Genomic DNA, 12,105 nt, shown 5'->3' on the forward strand with positions numbered 1-12,105 from the left:
AAGATGGAAGAATTTGCACAAAATATCTATACCATTTTGTCTTATTTAGGCGAAGGTAAATTAATAACCTATGGGCAACTAGCGAAACAAGCCGGCTTTCCTCTTCATTCCCGCCATGTTGGCAAGGTACTAGCGAGGCTACCTAAAGATTCCCGCTTACCCTGGTTCAGAGTGGTAAATTCGCAAGGTAAAATATCGCTAATAGGCGAGGCATTTATCAGGCAAAAATCGTTATTGGAAAAAGAAGGAATAGAAATAACTGACCAAGGTAAAATTGTAAAATTTAAGCAGTACTTGGATTAAATATCAGTTAAAGCTAATTCAACACGAAGGTTAAAGAAGGAACCCTTAAAAAGTACGAGAATAAATACCTTTCAATATTTTCTGCTTGTTCTTTTCTTCGTGCTCTCTGTGCAGCACAGCGGCTTCGTGGTTACCTTTGTTTCTAAAATAAAAAACGATGTAACCACGAAGTGAAAAGAAGAAAACCTTAAAAATTACGAGAACAAATACCATTCAATATTTTCTGTTTATTCTCTTCTTCATGCTCTCTGTGCAGCACAGCGGCTTTGAGGTTACCTTTGTTTCTAAAATAAAAAGCTATTTAACCACGAAGGCACGAAGTGAAAAGAAGAAAACCTTAAAAATTACGAGAACAAATACCATTCAATATTTTCTGCTTGTTCTTTTCTTCGTGTTCTCTGTGCAGCACAGCGCCTTCGTGGTTGCTTTTGTTTCTAAAATCAAAAGCGATTTAACCACTAAGGCACGAAGGGAGAAGAAGGAACCTTAAAAAATACGAGAATAAATACCATTCAATATTTTCTGCTTGTTCTTTTCTTGGTGCTCTCTGTGCAGCTCAACGGCTTGGTGCCTGGGTTTTAAAATAAAAAACCGATTAACCACGAAGATACGAAGTAAAAGAAGAAAGCCTAAAAGCTGGGATTATTCTGTTCAAATATGCGCTTATTGGACTTTCCTTGGTGGTGAAATATTCAGTAGATTTTATTATAGGCATAAAAAATCCGATGCTTTTTGAGCATCGGATTCTGATTTTTAACTTAAGCATAAACAACCAGTAAATAAAGCTATTTGATATGTGGTGTGTTTGTTGTTACATGTAAGTTTTGTGCACGGTGACGTAACACATGGTCAAGTAACGTGATCGCCATTTGTGCTTCAGCAATTGGCACTGCGCGAATACCTACACATGGATCATGACGCCCTTTTGTGATCATTTCAGTTGCTTTACCATCTGTTGTGATAGTACGGCCAGGAATGGTTAAACTTGATGTTGGCTTTAATGCAATAGAAGCAATGATATCCTGCCCTGTTGATATACCGCCTAACACCCCACCAGCATGGTTAGATAAGAAACCTTCAGGTGTCATTTCATCACGATGTTCAGTGCCTTTTTGATTCGCAACAGCAAAACCATCACCAATCTCAACGCCTTTAACTGCATTAATGCTCATTAAAGAATGTGCTAATTCAGCATCTAAACGATCAAATACTGGTTCGCCTAATCCAACGGGTACGCCTGAAGCAACAACCGTTACTTTAGCGCCTACTGAGTTACCTTCTTTAATTAAGGCTTTCATATAATCTTCAAGTGCTGGGATTTTACTGACATCAGGGAAGAAAAATGGGTTATTTTCTACTTCATCCCAATCAATGATATCTGGCGTGATGTCACCTAATTGACTCAAGTAAGCACGTATCTCAACACCAAATTGCTCTTTTAAATATTTTTTAGCAATTGCACCAGCGGCAACACGCATCGCAGTTTCACGTGCAGATGAGCGACCACCGCCACGGTAATCACGGTGTCCATATTTTTGATGATAAGTGTAATCAGCATGTCCTGGACGAAACAAATCTTTAATCGCAGAATAATCTTTAGAGCGTTGATCTGTATTTTCAATGATCAAGCCAATGCTACAGCCTGTCGTTTTACCTTCAAATACACCGGATAAGATTTTAACTTGGTCACCTTCTTGGCGCATCGTTGTATAACGAGATTGCCCTGGGCGACGGCGATCTAAGTCGTGTTGTAAATCAGCTTCTGTGATTTCTAAATTTGGTGGAATACCATCAATAATACAACCTAATGCTGCACCATGGCTTTCACCAAAAGTTGTCACTTTAAAAACTTGACCAATACTGCTTCCTGCCATTTTAAATTTCCCACTTTATAAATTTTGAAATCAAAAGGTACTTTATTCGACCTTTTCAGTTAATTTTTTATAAGTTGCAATGCTTCATAGATTACAACTCAAATTGCACATAGATTGAAATTTAGAGTAAATCTAAGAACTTGCCTAGCGTTAATTAGCTGTTGTTAGATTTTAATTGTATCTAGCTGTGCTTTCGTTAACACAAATACGCCATGCCCACCGATAGAGAACTCAATCCATTGGAAAGGTATTTCTGGGTAAGCAGCTTGTAAGTGAACTTGAGAGTTACCAACTTCTACAAACAACACCCCTTCTTCATTTAACATTGAGCTTGCTTGACGTAGCATATTACGTACTAAATCTAATCCATCATTACCACAGGCTAACCCTAATTCAGGCTCATGCTTGTATTCTTCTGGTAAATTAGCCATATCCTCCGCATCAACATAAGGCGGGTTAGATACAATTAAGTCATATTTTTCGTTTTCAACACCGCTGAATAAATCAGATTGGATAGGGAAAACTTGTTGTGAAACACCATGATTTTGAATATTAATATCGGCAACTTCTAACGCCTCTTCAGATAAATCAACCGCATCAACTTCAGCATCAGGAAAAGCATAAGCACAAGCAATCGCTATACAGCCACTTCCTGTACATAAATCTAAAATACGTTTTGGTGGTGTTTTAACCCAAGGTTCAAACTTAGCTTCAATTAATTCTGCAATCGGCGAACGAGGCACTAATGTACGCTCATCAACATAAAACTCTAACCCAGCAAACCACGCACTGTTGGTTAGATAAGGAACAGGAATACGTTGTTCAATGCGAATAACCACTAAATCAATTAACATTTGACGCTCACGTTTAGTTAAACGTGATTGTAAAATCATGACATTACTTTGCAGTTCAATATTCAACGATGGCAAAATCAATTGCACTGCTTCATCCCACGCATTATCAGTGCCGTGGCCAAAAAATAGACCCGCACGGTTAAACTCGGTCACCGCCCAACGTACAACATCTTGAATGGTTACTAGTTCGTCAACCGCTTCATCACTAAAAATCGTATCCAATTTATTCTCCACTTGAGGTAAACTTCGCACATTCAACTACCTAGTTTTGGAAAAAACATGACCGATAAAAATAATGATGATGATTTTTCACTGTTTAGTGCAGAATTTGCTGGTATAAAAAAATTGCTACAGGATACCATAAAATTGCCACCGAAAAACATCAAGAATAAAGCGGTCATTAAAGAAAAACGCGAACAAAACTTTGAGCAAAGCCACTTCTCAGACGCCTTTGAACCACATTTACCTGAAGAAGGCCCAGTACGTTATAGCAGAACCGATGCACAAAAATATTTGGTGAAGCAATTACGTCGTGGCGATTTCACGCCAGAGATCATTCTTGATTTACACGGTTTGACGCAGCAGGAAGCAAAAAATGAGTTAGCAGCCTTGATTAGCTGCTGTAAAAAAGAGGGATTATATTGCTGTAGTGTGATTCATGGTATGGGTAAACATATACTTAAAAAGCAAGTCCCTTTATGGTTAGCCCAGCACCCTGATATTTTAGCTTTTCATCAAGCGCCGCTTGAGTTCGGCGGACAAGGGGCATTATCGGTATTAGTTGAATTAGCCGATTGGCAAATGAAAGAAGAAAGAAAACGCTAATAGAAAAGGGTTATTGCTTGATAACCCAATGTTTATTGAGCATACAATAGCCTTTTAACAGGTTGATCACGCTCTCTAACACCGGACCTGATGCATGGCTGCGAGAAACCAAACACCCCACAACGGTCAGCCAACCATCATATTCATGTGAGACAGGTAATGAAATAACATGTCCTTCTTGGATCTGTTGATGAGCTAATAACTCTGGGACAACAGCCCAACCAATATTGTTTTTAACAAGTTCAATCAAGCTCATATGCGTATTTGTATACCAAGCCGTCGGGCTTATTTTATAACTAAACCACAACTCCTTTTTTTGAGCACTACGATGTACGCATTGTCGATGTGCTTTTAAATCAGCCTCACACACTAAAGGCAAAGCGGAAAGTGGGTGTTGTGGTGATGCGATAGTTAAAAATCGTGCATGCCCTAACGTAAAAAAATCCATATCGGACTTCAATTCACCATTAACATAGATAATGCCTATATGTGCGACACCCGTTCTCACTAACTCTTCCACATCAAAAGTAGAGGTAGTAATAATCTCAAATTCGGTAATGGGAAATTGATTAGCCAATGACGATATTACCTTCATTAGCTGATCATTAATGACACTTTCATCGATCGCAATAACCAATTCATATTCATCACCCTTAGCCAATGATTCAACCTTATGATCGAAATATTGTTGTTGATGTAAAATAGATTTTGCAATCGGTAGTAAGGCTTCACCGTGTGGCGTCAAACTCGGTATGTTTTTATCTCGACTGAATAACGTTTTGTCGATCGCGATTTCTAGGTTAGCAATCGCTTGGCTTACCCCCGATTGAGCACGCTTTAACTGACGAGCGGCAGCGGAAAAAGATCCCGTTTCACAAACGGCAACAAATATTTTTAATTGTTCAAGGCTATACATCATATTTACTCTCATTAACCCCCCTTCATGCTATCACCATTCGTGATGGCTGTTAATTTTATTGTGTGATAGATATCACTATAATTAATTATCCTGCAAGTGTAGGAGCCTTTTACATCAACAAATTTAAAGAGAGAATGTTAGAGAATGAAACCGATTGAACGTATCTTTCATGCTGTATTATTTGAAGTGTTAGCGGTCGCATTAGCGATTATTATACTGACCATATTTACAAACCATGATGCAGAATCACTATCAGGAACAATGATAGTTGTAGCAACGATTGCAATGACATGGAATTTTATCTATAACTGGGGTTTTGACCGAATGGTGACAGGCGATAAAACAAAACGAACAGTCCCATTACGCATTGTTCACACGATCATATTTCAAGCGGGTTTATTAGTGGTAACTATCCCTGTGATCGCATTGATGTTGAACATCAGTTTCTGGCAAGCACTTATGATGGATATTAGCGTCACTATTTGCATTACAATTTATGCATTTTTGTATAACTTAATCTATGACCACACCAGAGCTTTTATTGTGCGTGTACCTGCCATACTAAGCTAGCAAGATTAACGTTAACAAACTAAGCTAAACTAAAACACCCTGTTTTTGTAGATTACAAAACAGGGTAAAACACAAATATCCATCATTAACAAAGACCTTTATTAACAGTCACTCACCATTAATAAAAACCGATTTTTAGTAAATTAAATTGTTAGTTACTTGACTACAATAAATTAGAATTAATAAATTAGATCCAATAACTAGAATGTAATAACTAGAATGTAATAACTAAAGTTTAATAAGCTGTATCATGCGTATTATGAGTGCTTTTTAGATTGTTATATATTTTAAATACGTCGAGCTGCTCTGCTGAAATTGGGCGTTGGAAAAAATAGCCTTGGGCAAAATCACACTGTTGTTGTGTAAGAGTATCCAAGCTATTTTGGGTTTCTACCCCTTCGGCTATAATTTTCATGTCTAGTTGTTTGCCCATGGCAATAATAGTCGAGGCTATCGTATCGTAATCACTGACAAAGCTCTTATCGATTTTTAATACGTCAAAGGGAAGTTGTCTTAAATAACTCAAACACGAATAGCCCGTACCAAAATCATCCATCAACAATCTAACGCCCATCTCTGACAGTTCATTTAATGTTCTCAAAAAAACCGCATTATCAGAAACAGTCATACTTTCTGTAATCTCGAGGTCTAAACAATGTGGTGGTATATCAAACTCAGCCAGTATTTTTTGTACTAATTGAGGAAAATGGGGATTAAATAATTGATAAGGGGAAACATTCACCGCGATATTTAACTTACTCGCACCACTCTCACGCCATAATTTATTCTGTTGGCAAGCATTCCTCAATACCCACTCTCCTATCTCAATGATCTGCCCTGAATATTCAGCAATAGGAATAAAGATATCTGGAGATACCATCGTCTCTTCGTTTAGTTGCCAGCGCAGTAAAGCTTCTGTGCCTTGAGTAGCAAAATTATTTAGATTAACGATAGGCTGATAAACAATATGTAATTGATCTTTCTCTATTGCACATCTCAATTGTGATTCATAAGATAAGCGGCGAGTATATTCTTGACTAAAAGCATCCTGATAAAATAGATATTGGTTTTTACCCTCTTTTTTAGCTTCATACATTGCTGTATCAGCGTACTTAACTAAAGATTCTGCATCATCTGCATTACTTGGATAAATTGAAATACCAAGACTAGCAGTAACATAAACATCGGTGTTTTCTAATAAGACTGGCTCAGCAATCGTCTTGATGAATTGTGAGGCCATTTTTTCAACGTCATGTTGAACAGTCGAAAAATTCACGATAGCAACAAACTCATCGCCACCGAACCTAAAGACATAACCATTATCTTCCATCGCTTTCTCTAAACGATTAGCGATTATATTCAGTAATTTATCGCCTTGAGCATGGCCCCTTGTATCATTCACATCTTTAAAGCGGTCTAGGTCAATAAAAAAAACGGCAAATTTTTCAATACTGGACATCAAAATATTTTTGTTTATTTGTTTGTCTAAGGCATTTCGATTTGGCAATCCAGTCAATGAATCTTTATGAGCAAGCTGTTTATTTTTTTCTTCGCTAATAACGAGTTTATCTTTTGTTTCTTGCATTCTTTTAACCACTTTTAAAATCGCTTGCGCAATGGTCAGAGCCATTAGAAAAAGAAAAATCGATAATATCACTGTCGTCATCGTTGAGGCTTTGACAATAAAGTAACTCAATTTATCAACCGGTCCAATAAACTCGATTGAGTTACTTCTAAATTTTTTGTTACCTATATTAAGGTCGATTTTCATTGCTGATGGTGTGATCAACCCCAGCTCAAACAACTTAATGCTTTCTAATAAATCGTCCGCTATTTTAATATCTTTTTTACAAATGGTGATGATACTTTCAGCATTAATCATTCTCATTAAAAAACGATCAACACTGCTAGGTAGTGCAACACAGGCTTCAGGCTGATCTTGAATTTTTATTACGACGGCTTTAAGTGCTTCTGTCTCTGGCAATGCATTAGGGTAACGAGCAATAAGCTCATTGAGTTCGATGATATAATTGAAGTGTTGGCTATTAAGTTGGTGGAATCTTGCGGCATCTGAAATTTTAAAAGCACAGGCGACAACAATAATAGAAAATAACGATATAAGCAGCATTAAAATAGAGAGTTGTTTATTAATCGTCATTAAAAGTCCACTTGTTGTTTGAATTTATTTTAATATTTAATGGGGTTATTAATAAAGCCCAAATTATGATGATGTAAGTTTAGGCTAACATCATAAAAGGACAAATTTTAAACAACTCGACCCAGTAAATAATTCCATACAGTACTATTTATGCAGTGCTGCTCAAATAAAGTTATCTCAGTAAACAAGCCGGTATCAATATTCATTAATTGATATTAAGTCAACTAATACTCGCTTAGGGGAAAAGTACTGAGTACTCTCTATCTCATTGACAGCTTATTCTCTATTTCAATAACCATTTCCCCTCTGCTTCAATAATCACAGTTGCTGAACTGGAAATACTTAAAAATATCGAACCATAATATCTGTTTTAAGCATCACAGTTTAAAACAACAGCAACGGATACTTAGTTAATAAGTTTGATCGACTATCAAATAACTCAATGAAGCGCGTTTAATGTATTGTAAATTAATATAAAATAAATTAATTTTTGATATAGCAAAGTCATCATTTTTACCATCCAATCTTTCACATATAAATTAAGTTATCTATTTAATTTACTTAATTTACTTAATTTACTTATTTAGATAGGTTTTCTAGATAGGTTCGCTAAAAATAGATAAATCACTCTAATATTAAGGGTTACCATGATAGGAAAAATAAATAAAAGCTCACTTCTCTTAGGCCTACTTACCTTTATTTTAAGTATAAATGCAGCCCAAGCCAGTGAAAAAATACGGGTTGGAGCACTACGTTGGACATCCCATGCGGCGAGTTTTGTCGCTTATGAACGCGGATACTTTAAAGAAGCGGGTTTGGATGTTGAATTTAAATTTTTTAAAGCCGCACAACCGATGGCCATCGCTATCGCTTCTGGGGATGTCGATTTTGGTATCACAGCGGTTTCTGGTGGGTTGATTAACCTAGCAGGAAAAGGCGCTATAAAAGTGATCGGTGGCGTATTAAATGAAGAGGATGGTATCGATGGGCAAATGATCCTGGCTTCTAAAAAAGCCTATGACGCGGGGCTTAAAACACCTGCAGATTTAAAAGGGCATTCCTTTGGCATCACTCAAACTGGCTCATCTTTTCATTATATGGCACATAAAATAGCACAAAAAGAAGGCTTTTTAGACTCAGATATTAAGATGAAACCACTCCAAAAGATTGGGGCTATTATTGGCGCATTAAAAACCCAACAAATTGATGCTTGGACGGTGGTACCTCACATTGCTAAAGAACTGATTAAAAATAAAAATATTATGTTGATTGGTAACATGTCAGACTATATTCCCAACTACCAAGTCACCACCGTTTTTACTTCATCTAACACGGCTAGAAACAAACCAGAACTGGTTAAATCATTTCTTAGTGCATTTTCAAAGGGAGGCGCTGATTTCAATGCTGCACTGGTTGACAAAAGTGCCGGCGAACAAGCCTCTAAAGACATGGTTACATTAATTCACAAGTATGTTTACAGCGATAAACCTTATGACAAAGCCGCTCCTTCTATCATCAATGGGGCAATGCGACTTAATCAAGGTGCAAAATTAAACATCGCCAGTATCGAGGATCAATTAAATTGGTTTAAAACAGAAAAGTTGGTTAAAAGTAATATAACAATGGATATGTTAGTGGATCCTCGTTATGTAGATAGCTACTAAATTAGAGTCATTTATGAACTTACATATCAACAATATTTCGCATAGTTACTCCAACGTTAATGTGCTAGAAAATATAAACCTTGAAATCAATCAACATCAGATTGTTTGCTTAGTTGGCCCTTCAGGATGTGGCAAGTCAACATTACTGAGACTTATTGGGGGCTTAGAAAAGCCTTCCAGTGGTCAAGTAACACAAATTGGGAGCCCACCAGAAAACTCCATTAACCCGCTCACCTATATATTTCAAGATTTTGCGCTACTGCCATGGCGAAATGTGTATGACAATATTTCACTGGTGCTTGAAGATCATGGCATTGGTAAAAAAGAAATAAAAAATATTGTGGATGATGTGCTCACTAGAACCAAACTCAGTGAATTTGCCAACGCAATGCCCAAACAACTCAGTGGTGGCATGAAACAAAGAGTCGCCATTGCCAGAGCGTTAAGTGTTCGCCCTGCGGTTTTACTGATGGATGAGCCACTTTCAGCACTAGATAGTCAAACGAGTGAATTATTGATGGATGACTTAGTTTCGCTTTGGGATAGAGAAAAATTTACTGCTTGTTATGTGACACACAATTTAAGTGAAGCGGTACGCCTTGGCCACAAAATTGTCGTACTCAGTCGTAGGCCCGGCACGATTAGCGAAGTTGTCACGATCGACATTCCATTAAATGAAAGAAAAAACCACACAGATGAACTAGATAAAAAACAAAAATACCTATGGAACCTGATGCGAGAAGAAGCATTGCTTGCCGACAAGGAGCTTATCAATGCCGACTAACAAACATCAAGTTAACAAAGAAGTCCCATTCAGAGGAGGTGGTTTTACACATAAACCGCTCCTTTTTGTTGGCCCACTCGTTTTTGTTTTTATCATCGCCTTGCTTGAATGGGGAACAAGTACTGGATGGATTTCAGACTTAACATTGCCTCGTCCATCTGGCGTAGCGCAGACTCTTGTTGACCTTTACCATTCTGGTCTTTTATTTAAGCACCTACTACCTTCATTAACCCGTTTACTAATGGGGTCGCTAATGGGTATAACGGCAGGCATTGCGGTAGGATTATTAATTGGGCTATTTAATCTAGTAAGAGCCGGCGCATTGCCCGTAGTTGCAGCCCTATTTCCGGTTCCAAAAATTGCTCTTTTACCTTTATTTGTAATTTGGTTCGGGATTGATGAAGGTTCAAAATATGCATTAATCGCATTAGGATCTTTCACTCCTACTGTGGTTGCTACCTATGCTGCAATCGATAATGTGGATAGAGGTTATATTCGCATGGGGCAAAGTTTCGGACTGTCATGGGTTTCGATTGTGCGTAAGATTGTATTACCGGGTGCACTTCCTGGTATTCTGTCAGGACTCAGAATCTCTCTTGCAATATCAATCATCCTGTTAGTTGCCGCTGAAATGCTGGGCGCAACTTATGGAATCGGTGCTTATGTACTTGAAGCAGGCTCACTTTATGATTTAGAACGTCTTTTTGCAGGTGTGTTTATTTTATCTGTGTTGGGCGTGATTATAAATTGGTTTGTTGGTGTATTAGAGCGCAGACTGTTAAGCTGGAGAACTTAAAGAGCACAGCTAAAGAAAAGTGTTTAAGCTTAAAAACGAAAATATACATTCCCGATTTTAAGCTTTATTAATATAGTATGCCTGCTTTTTACAGGCATACATTAATGGCTTTAGAAGTTGTATCTGATACCAGCGCTCACTTCATGAGATGTTACGCCGTCAATCTCGAAACCATCAGTGAATCCATCTTGAGAAGTTTTAGCATCCCCTAATAGAACATACTGGAGAACAGAATTCATCTGATTCTTAGCATCTGGCTATATAACTACTGCTTAATTGACATCAATATATCCAATGCTTGATGACGTTTTTCGCTATCATAAAGATCATTTGTAAATATAAATTCATCGACATTTAATTGCTGTGCGATTATTTCCAGTTTGTGTTTGATACTCGTAGGGCTTCCTATCACGCTAAGGCTTAAAAAGTTATCTACTTGTGCTTTTTCCTGTGTATTCCATAAATTATCCATGCTACTAACAGGTGCTTTTAACCATAAACCTTGACCACGCATTAATGCCAATACACGTTGCTTTGAAGTGGTGGATAAATATTCAGCTTCTTCATCGATTGCGGCAGCAACGAGTGGCAATGCCAGCATAAAGTAAGGCGTTTTGAGGGTATCAGAGGGTTTAAATTCACGTCGATATAACGCAACGGCATCGTGCAAAAATCGAGGAGCAAAATGGCCGGCAAACACATAAGGCAGCCCTTTTTGTGCCGCTAATTGTGCACTAAATAAACTAGAGCCTAACAACCACAGCGGCACATTTGTATTTTCACCGGGTATAGCGCGAATTGCATGCTTCCCATCATAGGGACCTAACAGCTGTTGTAACTCACTCACTTCAGCAGGAAAATTATCTGCACGGCGTAAATCACTGTTTAATGCTTGGCTAGTTACTGGGTCACTGCCCGGTGCTCTACCTAACCCCAAATCAATTCGTCCTGGATATAAACTTTCTAGAGTACCAAATTGCTCTGCGACAACTAAGGTGGAGTGATTGGGTAACATAATACCACCTGAACCCACACGGATTTTTTGGGTATTACCGGCAATATGACCAATTAAAATCGATGTTGCAGCACAAACAATACCAGGCATATTATGGTGCTCAGCAAGCCAAAAACGATGAAAGCCAAGCTGATCGGCATGTTGCGCATACTGAGTGCTTTTTTGAAGTGTTTCTGAAACACTTGCATCTTCGCGCATCGGCGCAAGTTCTAATAATGAAAAAGGGATATTAGCTAACAATGTTCCACCTCATAATGAAAATAAACTTATTACGGCAAAAATATAACAATCATAATCAAGCTGTAAGCAGCATTTCAAGTTATAGCAAATATTCCCACTTTTC

Annotated in this window: 11 protein-coding genes; 6 read left to right on the forward strand and 5 right to left on the reverse strand. The window is 37.7% G+C overall.

The features are described from left to right. The first annotated feature begins 3 nt into the window (after positions 1–3). Entirely contained in the window at positions 4–303 is a 300-nt protein-coding gene (locus H592_RS0100615; RefSeq protein ID WP_028867025.1) for an MGMT family protein, read from the forward strand. A gap of 785 nt (positions 304–1,088) precedes the next feature. Here H592_RS0100615 and aroC read toward each other — a convergent pair. Further along, complete coding sequence (gene aroC / locus H592_RS0100620) at positions 1,089–2,177, reverse strand: chorismate synthase (RefSeq protein ID WP_028867026.1); 1,089 nt, start codon at positions 2,175–2,177, stop codon at positions 1,089–1,091. Positions 2,178–2,341: 164 nt separating this feature from the next. After that, a complete protein-coding gene (gene prmB / locus H592_RS0100625) occupies positions 2,342–3,253 on the reverse strand; it encodes a 50S ribosomal protein L3 N(5)-glutamine methyltransferase (protein ID WP_028867027.1) in 912 nt (303 codons plus the stop codon). A 57-nt stretch (positions 3,254–3,310) separates the two neighbouring features. Here prmB and smrB point away from each other — a divergent pair, with 57 nt between their 5' ends. After that, entirely contained in the window at positions 3,311–3,856 is a 546-nt protein-coding gene (gene smrB, locus H592_RS0100630) for an endonuclease SmrB (protein WP_028867028.1), read from the forward strand. 10 nt (positions 3,857–3,866) lie between these two features. Here smrB and H592_RS0100635 read toward each other — a convergent pair whose 3' ends face one another. After that, complete coding sequence (locus H592_RS0100635; protein ID WP_028867029.1) at positions 3,867–4,772, reverse strand: LysR family transcriptional regulator; 906 nt, start codon at positions 4,770–4,772, stop codon at positions 3,867–3,869. A 147-nt stretch (positions 4,773–4,919) separates the two neighbouring features. On the opposite strand from H592_RS0100635, the gene H592_RS0100640 reads away from it, so the two are divergent. Next, complete coding sequence (locus H592_RS0100640; RefSeq protein WP_028867030.1) at positions 4,920–5,345, forward strand: PACE efflux transporter; 426 nt, start codon at positions 4,920–4,922, stop codon at positions 5,343–5,345. Between the two features lie 235 nt (positions 5,346–5,580). On the opposite strand, the gene H592_RS21220 is transcribed toward H592_RS0100640, so the two are convergent. Then, complete coding sequence (locus tag H592_RS21220) at positions 5,581–7,503, reverse strand: putative bifunctional diguanylate cyclase/phosphodiesterase (RefSeq protein WP_051368835.1); 1,923 nt, start codon at positions 7,501–7,503, stop codon at positions 5,581–5,583. Between the two features lie 647 nt (positions 7,504–8,150). On the opposite strand from H592_RS21220, the gene H592_RS0100650 reads away from it, so the two are divergent. The 3 genes from H592_RS0100650 to H592_RS0100660 are packed head-to-tail and all read left to right on the forward strand — an operon-like array spanning position 8,151 to position 10,747. Then, a complete protein-coding gene (locus H592_RS0100650) occupies positions 8,151–9,167 on the forward strand; it encodes an ABC transporter substrate-binding protein (protein ID WP_028867031.1) in 1,017 nt (338 codons plus the stop codon). A 13-nt stretch (positions 9,168–9,180) separates the two neighbouring features. Then, a complete protein-coding gene (locus H592_RS0100655) occupies positions 9,181–9,951 on the forward strand; it encodes an ABC transporter ATP-binding protein (protein ID WP_028867032.1) in 771 nt (256 codons plus the stop codon). After that, entirely contained in the window at positions 9,941–10,747 is an 807-nt protein-coding gene (locus H592_RS0100660; protein WP_028867033.1) for an ABC transporter permease, read from the forward strand. Before H592_RS0100655 ends, H592_RS0100660 begins: the two co-directional genes overlap by 11 nt. Positions 10,748–11,012: 265 nt before the next feature. Here H592_RS0100660 and H592_RS0100670 read toward each other — a convergent pair whose 3' ends face one another. Further along, complete coding sequence (locus H592_RS0100670) at positions 11,013–12,002, reverse strand: LLM class flavin-dependent oxidoreductase (protein ID WP_028867034.1); 990 nt, start codon at positions 12,000–12,002, stop codon at positions 11,013–11,015. Positions 12,003–12,105 lie beyond the last annotated feature (103 nt).

The sequence above is a fragment of the Psychromonas arctica DSM 14288 genome, assembly GCF_000482725.1.
GTDB lineage: Bacteria > Pseudomonadota > Gammaproteobacteria > Enterobacterales > Psychromonadaceae > Psychromonas > Psychromonas arctica.

What these genes read in the sequence shown, in the direction of transcription:
- H592_RS0100650 (WP_028867031.1), top strand. Translation starts at nt 8,151, where the DNA reads ATGATAGGAAAAATAAATAAAAGCTCACTTCTCTTAGGCCTACTTACC.
- H592_RS0100635 (WP_028867029.1), bottom strand. Translation starts at nt 4,772, where the DNA reads ATGTATAGCCTTGAACAATTAAAAATATTTGTTGCCGTTTGTGAAACG.
- H592_RS21220 (WP_051368835.1), bottom strand. Translation starts at nt 7,503, where the DNA reads ATGACGATTAATAAACAACTCTCTATTTTAATGCTGCTTATATCGTTA.
- H592_RS0100640 (WP_028867030.1), top strand. Translation starts at nt 4,920, where the DNA reads ATGAAACCGATTGAACGTATCTTTCATGCTGTATTATTTGAAGTGTTA.
- smrB (WP_028867028.1), top strand. Translation starts at nt 3,311, where the DNA reads ATGACCGATAAAAATAATGATGATGATTTTTCACTGTTTAGTGCAGAA.
- H592_RS0100660 (WP_028867033.1), top strand. Translation starts at nt 9,941, where the DNA reads ATGCCGACTAACAAACATCAAGTTAACAAAGAAGTCCCATTCAGAGGA.
- aroC (WP_028867026.1), bottom strand. Translation starts at nt 2,177, where the DNA reads ATGGCAGGAAGCAGTATTGGTCAAGTTTTTAAAGTGACAACTTTTGGT.
- H592_RS0100615 (WP_028867025.1), top strand. Translation starts at nt 4, where the DNA reads ATGGAAGAATTTGCACAAAATATCTATACCATTTTGTCTTATTTAGGC.
- H592_RS0100655 (WP_028867032.1), top strand. Translation starts at nt 9,181, where the DNA reads ATGAACTTACATATCAACAATATTTCGCATAGTTACTCCAACGTTAAT.